Origin of the sequence: Pseudohalioglobus lutimaris (assembly GCF_002866825.1) — a bacterium.
Taxonomy (GTDB): Bacteria; Pseudomonadota; Gammaproteobacteria; order Pseudomonadales; family Halieaceae; genus Halioglobus; species Halioglobus lutimaris.
This window is the reverse complement of record NZ_PKUS01000002.1, coordinates 349,835-366,408: the sequence shown is the minus strand read 5'-3', so window position 1 is coordinate 366,408 and position 16,574 is coordinate 349,835. Positions and strand designations below refer to the sequence as shown.

The window sequence follows — 16,574 nt, the reverse complement described above, 5'->3', positions numbered from 1 at the left end:
ATTTGAAGCTGTCGATTGTCATTCCGGCGAAGGATGAAGAACAGGGCCTTGCCCTGACCTTGCCACGTTTGTTGGACGCTTACCCGGAGGCCGAAATCATTGTGGTTAACGATGGTTCCAGTGATGGTACCGGTGAGGTATGTCGTCAGCACGGCGTGAAAACGGTTGATCACCCATACAGCAAAGGCAATGGGGCCGCTATCAAGTCAGGTGCACGCTGTGCTACCGGTGACTATATTGTTTTTATGGACGGCGATGGCCAGCACTCCCCGGCGGATGTTGAAAAACTGCTGTATAAGGTAGCGGAAGGTTACGACATGGTGGTCGGGGCGCGCACCAGTCGTGACGACCAGGCCAGTCTGGCACGATGGAGCGCCAACAGCCTCTATAACTGGCTGGCAAGCTGGATGGTAAACCGTAAGATTGATGACCTGACTTCAGGCTTTCGAATTGTTAATCGCAGAAAATTTCTCAGCTTCCTTTACCTGTTGCCGAACGGTTTCAGCTATCCGACAACCTCGACCATGGCGTTTTTCCGTGCGGGCTATTCCGTTGGCTTTGTGCCCATCGTTGTCGCCAAACGGCTTGGCAAGAGCCACATAAGTGTACTTCGCGATGGCGTACGCTTCTTTTTGATCATCTTCAAAATTGGCACTCTGTACTCGCCGCTTAAAGTCTACTTTCCAATGGCTGTTCTCGTGAGCGGTCTGGGCATCGCCAACTATATTGTCGCTAATATTGCCTCCGGTGCCTGGCGTTTTACCAATATGAGCACCCTGCTGATTCTCTCCGGTATGATTATCTTCCTGATCGGTTTGCTCGCCGAGCAGCTGACCAATCTGCAATACAAGGACTCTGAGGAAGAATTATGAAAAAGCCGGCGTAAGCCGGCTTTTTGTTGCAGTGGGGTGTACGTCAGCTCCGGTCAGACCGCAAATTTCGCCTTCGCTTCACGTCGACGTGCATGCAACACCGGTTCGGTGTAGCCGCTGGGCTGCTCGCGGCCCTGGAATACAAGGTCACAGGCAGCTTGAAAAGCAACACTGTTGGCAAAGTCCGGAGCCATGTTGCGATACCCGGGGTCTGCGGCATTTTGTTCGTCAACTACCACTGCCATGCGCTCCAGGGTTTCGCGGACCTGCTCCTCGCTGCACACACCGTGGTGCAGCCAGTTTGCCAGGTGCTGGCTGGAGATGCGCAGCGTTGCACGATCTTCCATCAACCCCACGTGGTTGATGTCAGGCACCTTGGAACAGCCCACGCCATGCTCCACCCAGCGCACCACGTAACCGAGAATGCCCTGGGCATTGTTGTCCAGTTCTCGCTGGATATCGGCTGCTGACAAGCCCTGCGCGCCCTTCAGCGGGATGCTGAGAATGTCATCCAGGGAGGCTGTTTCCCGCGCTTTGAGTTCTTGCTGGCGTTGCGCAACGTTGACGTCATGATAGTGCATGGCATGCAGTGTGGCGGCGGTGGGCGAGGGCACCCAGGCCGTGCTGGCGCCAGCCAGGGGGTGGCCGACCTTGGTGCGCACCATTTCTGCCATCAGGTCTGGCATGGCCCACATGCCTTTACCAATCTGGGCTTTGCCCAGCAGGCCACAGGCCAGGCCCATATCGACATTCCAGTCCTCGTAGGCATTGATCCAGGGCTCCTGCTTCATGGCCCCTTTGGGGGTCATGGCCCCTGCTTCCATGCTGGTGGCGATCTCGTCGCCGGTGCGATCCAGAAAGCCTGTATTGATGAACACCAGGCGTTCTTTTGCCGCGCGAATGCACGCCTTGAGGTTCACCGTTGTGCGGCGCTCTTCATCCATAATGCCCACTTTCAACGTGTTGCGTGACATGCCCAGAGCATCTTCGATGCGGTCGAACAATTCGCAGGTGAATGCGACTTCATCCGGTCCGTGCATCTTCGGTTTCACAATATAGACACTGCCTTCACGTGAGTTGCGAGCTTCGCCTGCAGGCTTTTTGAGGTCGTGCAGCGCGATCATCGCGGTGAACATCCCGTCCATGATGCCCTCGGGGATTTCATTTCCGTCGCGGTCAATAATCGCCTCGTTGGTCATCAGGTGGCCAACGTTACGCACGAACATCAGGCTGCGGCCCGCAAGCACCAGTTCGGAGCCATCCGGGGCGGTAAATGTGCGATCTGCATTGAGCGTCCTGGTCAGGTCCTTGCCGCCTTTCTGGAAGGTGTCGGTGAGGTCACCGCGCATCAGTCCCAGCCAGTTGGTGTAAATGACTGCCTTGTCCTCGGCGTCCACTGCCGCAACGGAATCTTCGCAGTCCTGGATAGTGGTCAGCGCCGCCTCCAGAACCACATCCTTGACCCCTGCCTTGTCGGTTGCCCCTATCGGACTGGAGGGATCAATCTGAATCTCAATATGCAGGCCGTTGTGTTTCAGCAGCACGCTCTGTGGGTTTTCGGCCTGGCCGGTAAACCCGACCAGTTGCCCTGGCGACGCCAGGGAACTGTGTTGTCCGTCGCTGAGCGCCACCTGCAGTTTACCGTCGACAACCGCGTAGGCAGCGGCGTCAGTGTGGTCGCCTGAGGACAATGGGCAGTGCTTGTTGAGAAAGTCGCGAGCGAAGGCGATGACTTTGTCACCGCGTATCGGGTTATAGTCACCAGCGCGCTGTGCACCGCCTTCCTCTGAGATCACATCGGTGCCATAGAGCGCATCGTACAGGCTACCCCAGCGCGCGTTGGCGGCGTTGAGTGCATAGCGTGCATTCATCACCGGCACAACCAGTTGTGGGCCTGCCAGGGTGGCGACTTCCGGGTCCACCTGTTCGGTGGTGATCGCAAAGTCATCGCCCTCGGGCAGCAGGTAGCCTATTTCCTCGAGAAAGGCCTTGTAGGCAGTGCGGTCATAGTCCGGGCCCGGGTTGGCCTTATGCCAGGCGTTGATCCTGGCTTGCATCTCGGAACGGACCTCGAGCAGGGCGCGGTTTTTGGGCGCCAGGTCGTTGACGATAGACTCCAGAGCAAGCCAGAAGTCGGCGGGCGCTATCCCTGTGCCGGGCGCGATCTCGTTTTCGAGTAACTGGTGAAGAACAGTGGCGACCTGCAGGCCACCGAGCTGGATGCGTTCTGTCATGGTGTTGTCCTTGTCAATGCGCAGGGAGGCAGTTCTCCCGGGTAACGCAATGATTCTAGGAGCAGGGGTAAGATTTAGCTAATTTATCGTTTTTATCACCGCCATTCCGGTGCTGAATTGTCTCTGGCTCCGCTCAGAGCGTTGGCGCCAGGCCATCCAGCTCTCGCGCCGTATCGGCAATCAGTTTGCGCAGCCAGCGGTTGGCGGGATTGTGCTGGAGAAGTGGGCTCCATGCCATTTTCAGCTTCAGCGGCGGGATGTCCAGTGGCGGGTCGCGCAGAACCACCCGCGGATTATCCCGCTTTAACAGCGCAGCCCGGGTGGGCAGGGTGACGATCAGGTCGTTCTGCTCAGCCAGCGTCATGGCAGCCTGGTAATGACGGGTAAAAACCCGGATCTGCCGCTTCTTGCCCAGTTTGTTCAGTGCGACGTCCACCCAGCCAAGGCGTTGTACATCATCCGGGTTGACGCCTACTCCCACGCCCATTCCGGTTTTGCTGACCCAGACGTGATCGGCAGCCAGGTAGTTCTCCAGGGTGAAGTCCTCCAGCATCGGGTGCTCCACATTCAGGATGCAGGAAAACGTATCGTCCCAGAGGTGGATCTGGTGAAACGACTGCGGCATGGAATCAAAGCGGTTGATGACCATGTCGACCTTGCCTCGCTCCACATCCAGGAAGCTCACATCGGAGGGGGTCATGATGTCCAGAGTCAGCCCGGGTGCGAGATTCCGCAGTTTGGACAGGACCTCGGGAAACAGGGTGGCCTCTGCATAATCGCTGGCCATGATCCTGAACACGCGCTGGGCCTGGGCTGGTTCAAATTCCGTGCGGGGTTGCACCGCGCGGTCTATGGTGGTTAGTACTTCACGTACCACGGGTTCCAGTTCCAGGGCGCGCTCGGTGGGGGTCATACCGTCGCTGGTGCGAACCAGCAGGGGGTCGTCGAACAGCTCCCGCAGCCTGCGTAGGCCATTACTCATGGCCGGCTGGCTGAGATTGAGCTGGTTAGCAGCCTGGGTAACATTGCGCTCGCGCAACAGGGCATCCAGGTAGACCAGCAGATTGAGGTCAACTCGATTGACGTTCACTGGGACTCCGTATTCACATAGTGAATGGTGAAAATACTGGCTATTCCTTTGGGGAATTATACCCGTGGCGCTAAAATTGCCAATGCTTTTGAGTGGGGAGTGAAACCTGCTCGACCGTATTTCGCGTATGTTCAGTCACAATGCACCAAGCAGGAGTCACCATGGATAACTATCGCGCACCCGTTGAAGATATGTGCTTCCTCATTGACGAGGTTCTGAATGCAGAGTCCTGCCTGGGCACGTTGCCGGATTTTGCTGAGTTGGGCGTGGGACCGGAACTGACCACTGCGCTGCTCGATGAGGCCGCAAAACTGGCAGGCGATGAGTTGGCTCCGCTGCGGCGGGTGGGGGACGAGCAGCCGGCTTCCTGTGCGAACGGCGCGGTGACGTCATCACCGGGTCATGAGGCTGCACTGAACCAGATGGCAGCCGGTGGCTGGATCGGGATTTCCTGCGACCCCAATTACGGCGGTCAGGGGCTCCCGGAGATCTACAGCACTGTGGGTCACGAGATGTGGAACAGCGCCAACATGGCGCTGGCGCTTGCGCCTATGCTCAGCAGTGGCGCGGCGCTGGCCATACATGCCCATGGCACCGAAGAACAGAAGCAGACGTACCTGGAGAAAATGCACAGCGGTGAATGGATGGGTACCATGAACCTGACCGAGTCGGGTGCCGGCTCGGACCTGGGGGTGATGAAGGCGCGCGCTGTCCCCGAGGGCGACCACTACCGCATCACCGGGCAAAAGATTTTTATCACCTGGGGTGACCATCAGGCCACCGATAATATCATTCACCTGGTGTTGGCCAAGCTGCCCGATGCCCCCGAGGGCAGTCGCGGTATTTCCCTGTTCATTGTGCCCAAGTTCCTGATCAATGCGGATGGCAGCCTCGGTGAGCGTAATGATGTCTACCCGGTGTCGGTGGAGCACAAACTGGGCATTCATGGCAGCCCTACCTGCGTGATGGCCTTCGGTGACAATGATGGCGCTGTTGGCTACTTGCTGGGTAAGGAGAACCAGGGCCTGGCCTGTATGTTTACCATGATGAACGAAGCCCGATTGAAGGTGGGAATCCAGGGGCTGGGTGCATCTGAAGGCGCATTGCAGAAAGCAACGGCCTATGCCCGCGAGCGGGTGCAGGGCGGTGTTCCGATTATCGAGCATGCCGACGTTAAACGTATGCTGCTGGTTATGAAGTGTCTGTGCGAGGCCATGCGCGCCCTGGGCTATGCCGAGGCGGTAACCATGGACCTTGCCCATCGCGGCGAGGCTGACCAGCGCCCGGCGATGCAGGCCCGTATAGATTTGATGATCCCCGTGATCAAGGGCTGGATGACCGAGGTAGGCCAGGAAGTCACGTCCCTGGGCGTGCAGGTGCATGGTGGCATGGGTTATGTGGAAGAGACCGGTGCCGCACAGTACTTCCGTGATGTGCGTATTACGCCCATCTACGAGGGCACCAACGGCATTCAGGCGGCGGACCTGGTCGCGCGCAAGCTGGGCCGGGACGGAGGCGGCGCCATGGAAGCGGTGCTGGAAGAGGTTCGCGCTACGGTCAGCCAGTTGCAGTCGTCCGCGGACGATCGGTTGGCAGCTATCGGCACTGCAATGACCACGGCCCTGGCACTGCAGGAGCAATCCACGCAGCGGGTACTGCAGGCGCTGCAGGAAGACAGCACGGTTGCCATGGGTGCGTCGTTCGAATATATGATGCAGACCGGTTACCTGTTCGGCGGCTGGCATATGGCCCGCGCTGCGCTGGTCGCGCTGGAACGCACGCGCGGTGGTAGTGATAATCCTTTCTACGATGCAAAAATAGCGACTACCCAATTCTACGCAGAACAGATCCTGCCGCGCTGCGCCGCCCATGCGGGTGCGGTGGCCGGTGCTGATGGCGCCCTGCTGTCATTTCCGCTGGAGTGGATCTGATCATGGACGCTTTCTCCACACCGGATCTGACGGACGCAGCACCCGCTTCCCGTGCGATAGAGCTGCAGTTCAACAGTTATGGCGGGGTGACCCGGTTTGCCGGTCCTGCAGTCACGATCAAATGCCATGAGGACAATTCGCTGGTAAAGGCGTGCGTCGGGGAGCCCGGCGAGGGGCGGGTGATCGTCGTTGACGGCGGGGGATCCCTGCGCCGGGCCCTGCTGGGGGACATGCTGGCGGAACAGGCTGCCCGGAATGGCTGGGCCGGGCTGGTGATCTATGGCGCTATTCGCGATGTGGATGAGATTGGCAATACTGCGTTGGGTGTTGCCGCCCTGGGCACCACTCCATTGAAAACCGAGAAACTGGGTGTTGGTCAGCGCGACGTGCCGGTATCCTTAGGCGGTGTGACGATCGTGCCTGGCGAGTATGTCTACGCGGACAATAACGGCGTGATAGTCAGCGCCGAAAGCCTGTTATAGCAGCCTCATGGACAGGTCGAGCGCCTTGCAGTCCTTGGTGAGCGCGCCGATAGAGATATAGTCCACGCCGGTTTCGGCTATCGGCTTCAGTGTTTTGTCGGTGACGTTGCCCGAGGCCTCCAACTCCGCCTTGCCGCCCGCCACGGCAACCGCTTCACGCAGCTGCTGCAGGGAGAAATTGTCCAGCATGATGCGATCCGCCCCGGCTTGTAGTGCTATCTCCAGTTCTTCAAGGCTTTCAACCTCTACCTCAACCGGCTTGTCCGCTGAGTGGCTGCGCGCGGTGGCCACAGCCTGAGCGATACCGCCACAGGCGTTGATATGATTTTCCTTGATCAGGTAGGCGTCGAACAGTCCCACCCGGTGATTGTGGCAACCGCCGCAGGAGACAGCGTATTTCTGGGCAATACGCAGCCCGGGAATCGTTTTACGGGTATCCAGCAGCTTTACGCCTGTTCCGGCGACCATTGCGGCATAGCGCTGACAAACGCTGGCAGTGCCGGAAAGCAGCTGGAGGAAATTCAGTGCGGTCCTCTCGCCTGTCAGCAGGCCGCGGGCGGGGCCGGCAAAGGTAAACAGCGTTGCACCTGCTGATAGCATCTCACCGTCGTGTTTGTGCCAGCTTATCTCAATGGCGGGGTCCACCTCGGCAAATACGGCGTCGACCCATTCAGTGCCGCAGAGCACGCCATCTTCCCGGGTGATCACCCGTCCTTCGGCCCGGTTCTCCGGGGGAATGAGCTGCGCGGTGATATCACCGTCGCCGATGTCTTCAGCCAGGGCTGCCATAACATTGACGCGAATCTGTTCCGGGGTAGGACGAATACTGGGAGGCGTGGTCATAGCGTGCTGGCGAGTCAGGGTAGGGGCGCAAATTGTAGCAGGGGAGGGCAACGGCTGCGAACGTTTGCCCGTTGAGAGGGTGGGGCGGCTACCTTATGATGTAATCATGGGAAAAGGTGACGCGACATTGCAAATCAAGTCGGGCTGGTTAACGGCGGCGCGTACCGTGCGTACAGAGAACTGCGAACCCCGCCCTGTCGGTATCGTTCCGCAGTTGTTGGTTATTCACAACATCTCCCTGCCCCCGGGACAGTTCGGAGACAGCAGCATCGAGCGCTTCTTCACCAACACCCTGGACTGGGACGAGCATCCTTTTTTTGCCGAGATTCGCGATGTAAAAGTGTCGGCTCACCTGCTTATCCGGCGGGATGGAGAGTTGGTGCAGTTCGTCAGTTTTGACGATCGGGCGTGGCATGCGGGGCTATCCTGTTATGGTGGTCGTGAGAATTGCAACGATTTCAGCATAGGCATTGAACTGGAAGGCACGGATTCCCTGCCCTACACAAATGCCCAGTATCACGCGCTGCGCGCGGTTACCCGCGCCCTGCTGCAAACGTACCCGAGTATGAGCCGCGACCACATTGCCGGTCATAGCGATATAGCACCCGGCCGGAAGACGGATCCCGGGCCCGCTTTTGATTGGTCCCGCTACCTGCAGGACCTCGAGAGCCCCGCGCAGAAGGAGTCTGCCCCATGACATTTCTCGCCATGATCATTGCCCTGGTGTTGGAGCGACTGTCGCCGCTGGAGGACTGGCTGCACCGCGATGCCTGGTTTTATAGCTGGTTGAAGTGGCTGGCGTCCCTGGGCGTGTCGGCTCGCTGGCGTCTGTTGCTGGGTGTGGCCCTGCCCTGCGCTGTCGCCCAGTTTTTACTTGATCAGTTTCAGCCGTTGCTCTTTGGCCTGGCGTGGATAGCTGCTGCTGTCCTGCTCCTGCTTTACGCCCTGGGCAGGGGAAGTCAGGGTGCGGAGCAGGAGCGCTACCGCAGTCAATGCCGGCGCGGCGACTTTGAAGCAGCTCTGCTGGACATGAGCTCTCGACACGGCTGGGTTGTGCAAGACGATGAACTGGGTGCGCCACAAATTCACGATAGCGTTCAACAAGGCTTTCTCTACCAGGGTTACCAGCGCTGGTTTGGGGTGCTGTTTTATTTTTTGTTGTTGGGCCCAGTGGGTGCCCTGGCCTATCGGCTGCTGCAGTTGGCCTGTGGTGAAGACGCTGTTGGGGAGCGGGCGCTCTTCTGGGTCGATTGGGTACCGGTTCGCCTGCTCGCCGCCACCTTCGCCCTGACAGGAAATTTTGTTGCCAGTATCGATGCTATGTGGCACGCCTGGCGCGACTCGGCCATGGCCTCACAGGAGGTTCTCTACAGCGTCGCACTGGCGGCAACGGGGGAGCAACCTCCACTGTGTGAGGACGGCGGGATCGATGGCCAGCGCGCTGCGGCGCAGAACGAGACGCTGTCGGCGCTGGTGCGCCGGGCCAGTGTCTGTTGGGTTGGTATAATCTCTGTGCTGGTAATTCTGCTCTGAGCGGGCAAAGTTTTCAGTAGCTGCTAAGCTTTGGTCAATAAGCAAAAAAACCAGAATACGGCTACAGAATGCTCGATACTCATTGCGGTGAAAGTACCTTACCCACGCTGCATCACGTGGTCTCAGGGGTAAACCCGCAGCCGCAGCTTCAGTGCACTATCCTCTTTCATCCGCAGGTGCAGAGAATTGGCGAGCAGGCGATTCTGGAGGACAACCTGGACCAATGGGTGCTGGGCAGGTATTCGCCTGGCTTTGCTGCGGCGGGGGTCGAGACGCCCGGTAGACCGCTGGATGATCCCTATATCAGCCGGCGTGCCCTGCAGGTTTCGCTGCAAGGAAATGGCATTTTACTGCAACGACCTGACCGGGCCAGCCGCTGCCGGGTTCAGGATGTAGATTTGCGGGAACAACTTCAGCTGGATGAAGCCAGTCTGGCGCGCGGCGTGCCTCTGCTGCTCGCGCATTCGGTGGTGCTGATGCTGCGACTTGTCGATGCACCGGCGACATCCGGTGCCGGCATTGAAATTGATACCCTTGTTGGAGGCAGTCGTGCGATGTGCGCGCTGCGCGAGCAGGTTCGCCGCGCTGCTGCCAGTGACCAGGACGTGCTTGTTCTCGGTGAAACGGGCGTGGGTAAGGAGTTGGTTGCGCAGGCCGTTTGCGCTGGCAGCCGTCGCGCGACAGGTCCACTGGTGACCGTGAATATGGCAGCCGTGCCCTCCGCTCTGGCAGCTGCGTTTCTATTCGGTAATACCCGGGGCGCTTTCTCTGGCGCTGAACGTGCGCGCCGAGGTTATTTTCGTGAAGCCGATGGCGGCACGCTATTCCTCGATGAGGTGGGCGATACACCGGAAGAAGTCCAGCCATTGCTGTTACGGGCACTGCAGCAACGGGAAGTTCAGGTTGTGGGTGGTGAAATCGAAACTGTGGATGTGCGCGTCATTTCTGCGACGGATGCGGCTATCGACCAGGTCGAATGCGATTTCAAATCCGCTTTACGTCACCGCCTCGGTGCCATAGAGATAAAAGTTCCACCGCTACGCGATCATCCGGAGGACATTGGCAGCCTTTTACTCCATGGCCTGCGCCTGGCCTGTGATGCGGAGGGCTGCCCTGAGCGCTTGCCGCATGAAGACAGCCCACCACTGCAGTTGGCACACTGGGCGGGCTTGTTTTTAAGGTTTGCGTCCTACAACTGGCCTGGCAATGTGCGTCAGTTGGCGAACTTTGCCAGCCAGGTGGTGATCGCCAGTGAGCAGTCGCCAGTTATTCCGCCCAATTTACTCGCGGCCTTTCTGGCGACAGACACCCAGAGCATTCCGGAGCGTAAACCCGTCAATCCTGTTCGAAGAATGAAGGATATCAGTCAGCGCGAGTTCGACGATACCATGGCGGCTCACGGTTACGAGGTGAGACCGGTGGCAGAGGCGCTGGGCGTATCTCACCAGTCTGTCTATAGACGTATCGATAAATCCACCGTGTACAGGCGTGTCAGCGAGGTTCCGGCGCAGGAGTTGGAGGCGGTGCTTGCCGTGTGTGCGGGAGAAGTCAGCCGCTGTGCAGCTCAACTGAAAGTCTCGGAGTCCGCGCTGCGGACCCGCTTGTGTGCGGCCGGGTCTCCCGCGGGCTTTTGACGCGTGGCAGAAAACAGCATTGGTCCCTATAGCATTGTCCGGCTGATCAAACAGGGTGGCCAGGGCTCAGTCTATCTTGGATATGACGGTCGTTTACGGCGCAAGGTGGCTATCAAGATCGACGCATTGCCCGAGAGCAGAGCAGCGCGCAGGCGCGCCCTCGCAGAGGCGCGCAAGGCGGCGCGCATTAACTCACCGCATGTAGTGCAGATCTATGACCTGGTTGAGTCCGGTGGGTACCTCGCCATTGTGATGGAGTACGTTCCAGGCGTTGATCTGGAGGAAGTGCTGACGCACCGTCGTCTCAGTCTCTCCAGTATTCTCGCTGTGGCTGCCGAAGTCTCTGCAGCGCTGGCTGCGTCGCGCCAACGGCGTATTGTTCATGGTGACCTGAAGGCAGCGAATGTTCTGATCGCCCGCAGCGGTGATATCAAGCTCACTGATTTTGGTATTGCCAGGCACTGTGCCGATGCCGGGCCGGCAACGGCCGGCAGTCCGGGTGCTATCACTCCTGAACATGTGGATGGGAGCTCGCTGGATGTGCGCAGCGACCTGTTCGCACTGGGTGCCCTGCTATTCAGAATGCTGACTGGGGAACACGCCTTTTTCCGCCACGGTAAAACGGATACGGCCGCTCTGCTCGAGGTTGACCGGTCCCAGCTCTGGGCACAGATGCCGGGCCAGGAGGCTGTTCCCGGCGACCTGCTGCCCCTTGTCGAGTCCTTGCTGCAAACCGATCCAGCAGACAGGCCGCAGAATACCCACCCTGTGAGGAGCCAACTGCGCGCGCTGCAGCGAAGCTTGCCTTTGCATGCAGCAAATAGTCTGCAGGATGAGGCGAGTCCGTATTATCGACCTGAATCCCCCGAAGATATTCCGCTGGAGATTCCCAGGCCACTGTGTGAAAAAGGGCGCTCCAGGCTGGAGTATTCCGCTGGTAGTCGCCTGCTGCGGTATCTGTCCGGTCTGAGAATGTTCACGCGGATAACGCTGGCCGCGGTTTTTCTGTTCACCAGCGTTGCATTGGTTGCCGTGGCAACCCACGAACGCCCGGTGCGTGTGCACTTCGAAGCGCCACAAATAGTGTTTGCCAGCAGGGACGGTGTGCCCGGGGACATTAACCGTGAGTGGTTGATGCGTAACGTACAGGCAGCGGTAGGGGGAGAGCTGGGCGCTATGCAGGTCAGTGGTTCAGTGCATCCCAGGGCGTATTACGCCAGCCTTGCTGACAAAGAGCCCGAATACGTTATCAACACTGGGTTGCGCTGTAGTGCGGTACTTTGTGTGTTTTCTATTTCCCGCGAGAATGCGGGGCAGTTTGATTTCCGCCAGGCCGTGATCAGTCCGGGCCTGCCAGAGACCGCTTGGACGACTCTCGTTGAGCACAACAGTCGAGCACTGTTTCCCTAAAGCGTATGACAGGCAACTGAAAGTGCCAGCAGCATTTGTGAGGCAAAATACAATGGCGTTCCCCACAGCTTGTTCCATGGGTCGGTAGAGATAAACTGCCGGCGCGCCACTGAAACGTCGGAGAAAGCAAAACCCCAGGCGCCGACGATGATCAGTCCGGCACCGGGCTGGCCCCAGGTGCCACCGGCAAAGACCAGCATGGCGGCTATCACCAGCATGTAAGCAGGAACGGCGTAACGCATGGCCCCGGGGAGATGACCGCGCAGCCAGTTCAGTGTGATTAGCACCAGAAGAGAGGCGGGAACCAGGGAGGCTGACAGTCCCATGGTGTCTATCGGAAGCTGGAGGAAAGCCAGTGCATAGAGCAGGTGACCGCAAAGGAATGACACCAGGCCGGCCATGAACGCCCCCTGCGATTCGAACATCAGGAATACATCACCGGCCGCGGCCAGCAGAAGTCCTGCCAGTAAAACCTGTCCATAGGTGCTATCGAGCGCGCCTGCTACCAGAGCGAGCCAGATGAACGCCATGGCGGCCAGTGGTTTAAAAACAAAGCGACCACCGAGAAATTCGTAATAGTCGCTCGCCATCAGGCCTGTGACGGCGAGGAGAGAGAGTAGTGCCGGTACGGCGACAGTGCTGATGGCAAGCGATTCATTGATCAAGGGCTTTTACCTCGTTTAGTAGTGCCTGGTTGGCGGGAACATCGACACCCAGCCGTGCGGCCTCGGCTATCAGGTAGCCGGTGATAAAGTCTATCTCTGTGGGGCGCCCGGCCTCTATGTCCTGCAGCATTGATGAGCGATTGGTCGCTGTCCCGGCAATGACTTCCGCTACCGCAGCATGCACTATGCTGGCAGTGTGCGTGTTGCCTCTGGCGCTGCTCACGGCAGCGATCTCATCGCACAATCGGGTGACCTGTTCGCGCAGTGTCTCGCTTGTTGCCAGCGTGCCGTTTTTGCACCGGTTGATTGCGGTCAGTGGATTAATAGCGCAGTTAACCGCCAGTTTCTCCCACCGCACCGCATTGATGTCCTGCTCCCATTGGCAGTGCAGGGGAGTGTCCAGCCAGGCCTCAAACCAGGCCGGCGGGCCGCCTCCATCCAGGCTGCCGATCCGGGTCAGTCCGCGACCTGCGTGGTGGATATGCAGGGGTTGGACGCGGTAAGCACCCTCAGTGGTTGTACAACAAAACAGTCGATTTTCAGGCAGCATTGCCTCCACCGCTGCGACGAAGCCCATACCGTTGGCGGCGATAACAATGTCCGTACTTGTGCGCAGCCGGTGGCGCATGGCAAATAGCGCGTTCGCGATATCAGGCGCTTTGGTTGCCACCAGTAACAGGTCCACGTCACCTGCCGCGTCCGCCGCTGCCACTTGCACCGGGAAGTGCCTGTGGATTCCCTCTGCTTCTACGCAGAGCGTGCCCGTGTTTTTCTTTGGCGCGCTTCGCTGTAATAGTGTCACCGTACAGCCTGCCGCCATCAGTTGCTGGCCGAACAGGCAGCCCATTGCGCCCGCGCCCAGCACATGCCAGTGGTGTGCGCTCAAGTCGAAGTTGTTCCTGTTGCGGTTGTAAATATGCCGTGGCTCATTACCATGGGCTCCACTGAAGGCGTTTGAACTCAAGGACTCGCACTATGCCATCATTCGACGTGGTTTCGGAAGTGGACCTGCATCAACTGACCAATGCGGTCGACCAGGCTGGACGAATTGTCGCCAACCGCTTTGACTTCAAAGGGGTCGAGGCCAGCTTCACCCGCGAGGAGCATAATGTACTGATCACTGCAGAGGCAGAGTTCCAGGTCACCCAGATGGAAGACATGCTGCGAAGCGCGCTGATCAAGTGCGATATCGATCCCGCGGCAATGGATTGCTCGGAGCCGGTCACCTCAGGCAAGCAGGTCAAAGAGACAGTTGTGTTGCGTCATGGGCTCGATAGCGACCAGTGCAGGTCCATTGTCAAGGCCATCAAGGGCAGTAAGCTCAAGGTGCAGGCCCAGGTGCAAGGGGAGCAGGTTCGCGTCACGGGCAAAAAGCGAGACGACTTACAGCAGGTAATGGCGTTGCTGCGCGAAGGGGACTTTGGCGCGCCCCTGCAGTTCAATAACTTTCGCGACTAGTACTGTTCCTTGTCGATCAACCGCAGCCCGCTATGCAGTCGTTGGCCGAGATCTTCTGCCGGCGACTCTGCCAGGTGCCAGAGAAGCTCGATATAACGCGCAAGTGCGCGATAACGACGCAACCTCAGGCACTGCTCCGCCGTCGGCGATTCCCCTAGATAGTGCTCCAGTAATGCCGCTTGCCTCTTCGGCGTTAACTGCTGCCCGAGGCTGGCCACCGCCAGGTCAAACCAGGGCGACCCCAGCCCGCAGTACTCCCAGTCCAGTGCCAGTAGCCGGTCCTCACTGCGCAGCAGATTGGCCGGCAGCAGGTCATTGTGGGTTATGGTGCGGCGCCCATCGTCTGTATCATGCAGAGTCTGCAGCAGGTTTTTCACGCCCTGCCCATAGGCGTCCGGCAGTCCAGGCCTGGCCATGCGGGTGAGGCGGCGTTGATAGCGCTGTATGCGTTCAGCAAGGTTCACCCGGTGATGCACCGGTGGCAGTGCGTGGATTCTGTGGATCAATCCGGCAAGCTCATCCAGGGCGACACCTTGCTCCGCGTCCGGCTTACGATAATCAACGACCATCGCACCGAGATCCGGATTGAAGTAGCGCGGTACAGGCGCAATTCTGGCCGCGCTGGCCGATTGCAATGTCCGCCACTCAACCTGGCGACTGAGGCCGTGACTGCGGGGATCAATGCCATCGATGCGTACCACGAAACGATGTTGCCCCGCGCTTGCTAAAAAGTTGTGGTTACTAAGTCCCCCGCCCAGGGGGCCTTCCAGCACGGGTGGTGCAGTCAATGGCGGCTTGCACTGCCAGTGCTGCCACTGGGCCAGGGTTTGCTGCAGCCTTAACTGGTGTGGATGTGTGTCTGCAGAACGGTTCACCCGGCTATATCAAGTTCACCCGGGATAAATTTGCACACCAGCACCTGTTTGCCAAAGCGCTCATGGCTGGCCTGCAGGCCTGCGTTGACCAGAGCGAATACTGCGTTCCACTCTCCGCATACCTGTGTGCTCATGGCGTTGGTGCGCAGTTCTACATCGGGATTTGCCGAGGCCATCTCTATGAATGCCTTGATGGCCGTGATGTAGTCTTCCTGCAGTGGATATAGGCTGAGTTCTGCTGTTAGCTTCAATGCGCTACCTCATTCTGCGAGTGTTGCCGCGATGTGGGACGGGTATGCCCGGTTCGCCATTGCAACGGGATTATATGGCGCTTACACTTACTCGCCAATAACAATGAGTTCAGGCACGAATAGCCTGGCTGTAATCGTGGTGTGGTGCATAGATGGTAGATGAGCAGGGCAGGCGTGGCTTCCGGGGGGAGGAAATTCAGGGTGCGCCACCGGTCGCCTCTCCGGCGGAATTACGTGAGCGACGCCTCGTGGAGGCCATCAAACTCAATCGATATCTTTACTTGCAAACGCAGCAGTTTGAGCACATGTTGCTGGACGCGCATGACCTGCAGGCTCTGCTCGAGGTGTTGCTGGTCAGTCTCCCTAGGCATTTTGCGTTTCGCTCGGCCGAGCTGTGGTTACATGACCCGGATGGCATTCTCGCTGAACTTATCGTGGGAGGTGAGCGCTACGGGCACTTTCTGCAACTGCATGGCGACGCATTTGAAATGCAGGAGCTGTATGGATTAGAGCCCGACATTGATCTGGTTGACGCCACGGACTCCAGGATGTTTGAGGTGCTCAAGTCCGAGCACGGTATTGATTATGCGTTGCTTTTGCCGCTGACTGAGTCGGGAAGGCTCCTTGGTAGCCTGCATGTCGGTATCGCCGATGATATGGTTGCGCTGGGCGGGGCCGAGGAGAGTCTGCTTGCCCACCTGGCGGCGATGATCGCACGCTGTTTGACACAGGCCGTGAGCCATCAGCAGGTTTCCCGCCTGACCATGCTTGATTCACTCACATTGGTCAGTAACGCGCGTGGTTTCGAGCTCGATCTTGGTCGCGAGATTGCCCGTGCGAAACGCGCCGACAAACCGGTTACCCTGTTGATGATCGAGATCGACGAATATGATGATCTCTACCAGCACTATGGTGAAGGTCGCGCCCGATTCGTGTTGAAAAGAGTGGCCCAGCGCATTTCCTCAGATCTGCGTGCTACGGACATGATGGCGCGGCTCAAAGGCGCGCGCATGGCGGTGTTGATTCCCGGTAGTGGGGAGTCACTGGCTAGTGATATCGCTGAGCGCATGCGCCAGGACATTGAAGCGTTCTCTATTGATGACGGCCGCGGGGCGGTGTTACAGGTAACCATTGGCATCGGTCTGGTCACATGGGAACCAAGCCAGTATCCTGCGGTTGACATGGACCAACTCGCGAGGCAGATGGAGTCGGTCGGTTTGAAGGCGCAGGAGAGTGCATGCGCCAAAGGCGGCAACACCGTTGTATTGTCGCGTCTGGCAACCCTGCTGGTGTGAG

At 58.7% G+C, this 16,574-nt stretch carries 16 protein-coding genes; 9 read left to right on the top strand and 7 right to left on the bottom strand.

Annotation, left to right across the window (positions count from 1 at the left end; translation table 11 throughout):
• Nucleotides 1–2: 2 nt before the first annotated feature.
• A complete protein-coding gene (locus tag C0039_RS03900; RefSeq protein ID WP_101517288.1) occupies nt 3–872 on the top strand; it encodes a glycosyltransferase family 2 protein in 870 nt (289 codons plus the stop codon).
• Between the two features lie 53 nt (nt 873–925).
• Here the strand turns inward: C0039_RS03900 and C0039_RS03895 are convergent, their stop codons facing one another.
• The gene (locus C0039_RS03895) at nt 926–3,106 is read right to left on the bottom strand and encodes a malate synthase G (protein ID WP_101517287.1); all 2,181 of its coding nucleotides are present in this window, start codon (nt 3,104–3,106) and stop codon (nt 926–928) included.
• 133 nt (nt 3,107–3,239) lie between these two features.
• Complete coding sequence (locus C0039_RS03890) at nt 3,240–4,196, bottom strand: LysR family transcriptional regulator (RefSeq protein WP_101517286.1); 957 nt, start codon at nt 4,194–4,196, stop codon at nt 3,240–3,242.
• 161 nt (nt 4,197–4,357) lie between these two features.
• Between C0039_RS03890 and C0039_RS03885 the strand changes: the two genes are divergently transcribed.
• Nucleotides 4,358–6,127 (top strand): acyl-CoA dehydrogenase, encoded by a 1,770-nt coding sequence (locus C0039_RS03885; RefSeq protein ID WP_076000433.1) that lies wholly within the window; start codon nt 4,358–4,360, stop codon nt 6,125–6,127.
• 2 nt (nt 6,128–6,129) lie between these two features.
• A complete protein-coding gene (gene rraA, locus C0039_RS03880; RefSeq protein ID WP_101517285.1) occupies nt 6,130–6,609 on the top strand; it encodes a ribonuclease E activity regulator RraA in 480 nt (159 codons plus the stop codon).
• On the opposite strand, the gene nadC is transcribed toward rraA, so the two are convergent.
• On the bottom strand, nt 6,604–7,452 hold the full coding sequence (nadC, locus tag C0039_RS03875) for a carboxylating nicotinate-nucleotide diphosphorylase (RefSeq protein WP_101517284.1): 849 nt from the start codon (nt 7,450–7,452) through the stop codon (nt 6,604–6,606). The two genes, rraA and nadC, sit on opposite strands and share 6 nt — an antisense overlap.
• Nucleotides 7,453–7,558: 106 nt before the next feature.
• Between nadC and ampD the strand changes: the two genes are divergently transcribed.
• The 4 genes from ampD (at nt 7,559) to C0039_RS03855 (ending at nt 12,029) form a co-directional block, all read left to right on the top strand.
• Nucleotides 7,559–8,149, top strand: a complete 591-nt coding sequence (ampD, locus tag C0039_RS03870; protein WP_207796359.1) for a 1,6-anhydro-N-acetylmuramyl-L-alanine amidase AmpD — start codon at nt 7,559–7,561, stop codon at nt 8,147–8,149.
• Nucleotides 8,146–8,985 carry a regulatory signaling modulator protein AmpE gene (ampE, locus tag C0039_RS03865; RefSeq protein WP_101517283.1) on the top strand — a complete coding sequence of 280 codons (840 nt, stop codon included), beginning with the start codon at nt 8,146–8,148 and terminating at the stop codon, nt 8,983–8,985. The genes ampD and ampE overlap by 4 nt, the downstream gene beginning before the upstream one ends.
• Before the next feature lie 68 nt (nt 8,986–9,053).
• Nucleotides 9,054–10,619, top strand: a complete 1,566-nt coding sequence (locus tag C0039_RS03860; RefSeq protein WP_101517282.1) for a sigma 54-interacting transcriptional regulator — start codon at nt 9,054–9,056, stop codon at nt 10,617–10,619.
• Nucleotides 10,620–10,622: 3 nt separating this feature from the next.
• The gene (locus C0039_RS03855; RefSeq protein WP_101517281.1) at nt 10,623–12,029 is read left to right on the top strand and encodes a serine/threonine-protein kinase; all 1,407 of its coding nucleotides are present in this window, start codon (nt 10,623–10,625) and stop codon (nt 12,027–12,029) included.
• Here the strand turns inward: C0039_RS03855 and C0039_RS03850 are convergent.
• Together C0039_RS03850 and C0039_RS03845 are read right to left on the bottom strand one after the other, a co-directional pair.
• Entirely contained in the window at nt 12,026–12,694 is a 669-nt protein-coding gene (locus C0039_RS03850; RefSeq protein ID WP_101517280.1) for a lysoplasmalogenase family protein, read from the bottom strand. The two genes, C0039_RS03855 and C0039_RS03850, sit on opposite strands and share 4 nt — an antisense overlap.
• A complete protein-coding gene (locus C0039_RS03845; RefSeq protein ID WP_101517279.1) occupies nt 12,684–13,580 on the bottom strand; it encodes a ketopantoate reductase family protein in 897 nt (298 codons plus the stop codon). Before C0039_RS03845 ends, C0039_RS03850 begins: the two co-directional genes overlap by 11 nt.
• Nucleotides 13,581–13,669: 89 nt before the next feature.
• Between C0039_RS03845 and C0039_RS03840 the strand changes: the two genes are divergently transcribed.
• Nucleotides 13,670–14,152: a YajQ family cyclic di-GMP-binding protein gene (locus C0039_RS03840; RefSeq protein WP_101517278.1), complete on the top strand. Its 483-nt coding sequence runs from the start codon at nt 13,670–13,672 to the stop codon at nt 14,150–14,152.
• Here the strand turns inward: C0039_RS03840 and C0039_RS03835 are convergent.
• Together C0039_RS03835 and C0039_RS03830 are read right to left on the bottom strand one after the other, a co-directional pair.
• Entirely contained in the window at nt 14,149–15,027 is an 879-nt protein-coding gene (locus tag C0039_RS03835; protein WP_101517277.1) for a choline/ethanolamine kinase family protein, read from the bottom strand. The two genes, C0039_RS03840 and C0039_RS03835, sit on opposite strands and share 4 nt — an antisense overlap.
• On the bottom strand, nt 15,024–15,278 hold the full coding sequence (locus tag C0039_RS03830; protein ID WP_076000442.1) for a YkoF family thiamine/hydroxymethylpyrimidine-binding protein: 255 nt from the start codon (nt 15,276–15,278) through the stop codon (nt 15,024–15,026). The genes C0039_RS03835 and C0039_RS03830 overlap by 4 nt, the downstream gene beginning before the upstream one ends.
• A 152-nt stretch (nt 15,279–15,430) precedes the next feature.
• Here C0039_RS03830 and C0039_RS03825 point away from each other — a divergent pair, with 152 nt between their 5' ends.
• Nucleotides 15,431–16,573 (top strand): GGDEF domain-containing protein, encoded by a 1,143-nt coding sequence (locus C0039_RS03825; protein WP_076000443.1) that lies wholly within the window; start codon nt 15,431–15,433, stop codon nt 16,571–16,573.
• Nucleotide 16,574 lies beyond the last annotated feature (1 nt).

Excerpts from the sequence above, each read along its gene's own strand:
- C0039_RS03895 (WP_101517287.1), bottom strand. The coding sequence starts at position 3,106 with ATGACAGAACGCATCCAGCTCGGTGGCCTGCAGGTCGCCACTGTTCTT.
- C0039_RS03885 (WP_076000433.1), top strand. The coding sequence starts at position 4,358 with ATGGATAACTATCGCGCACCCGTTGAAGATATGTGCTTCCTCATTGAC.
- rraA (WP_101517285.1), top strand. The coding sequence starts at position 6,130 with ATGGACGCTTTCTCCACACCGGATCTGACGGACGCAGCACCCGCTTCC.
- nadC (WP_101517284.1), bottom strand. The coding sequence starts at position 7,452 with ATGACCACGCCTCCCAGTATTCGTCCTACCCCGGAACAGATTCGCGTC.
- ampD (WP_207796359.1), top strand. The coding sequence starts at position 7,559 with ATGGGAAAAGGTGACGCGACATTGCAAATCAAGTCGGGCTGGTTAACG.
- ampE (WP_101517283.1), top strand. The coding sequence starts at position 8,146 with ATGACATTTCTCGCCATGATCATTGCCCTGGTGTTGGAGCGACTGTCG.
- C0039_RS03860 (WP_101517282.1), top strand. The coding sequence starts at position 9,054 with ATGCTCGATACTCATTGCGGTGAAAGTACCTTACCCACGCTGCATCAC.
- C0039_RS03840 (WP_101517278.1), top strand. The coding sequence starts at position 13,670 with ATGCCATCATTCGACGTGGTTTCGGAAGTGGACCTGCATCAACTGACC.
- C0039_RS03825 (WP_076000443.1), top strand. The coding sequence starts at position 15,431 with ATGGTAGATGAGCAGGGCAGGCGTGGCTTCCGGGGGGAGGAAATTCAG.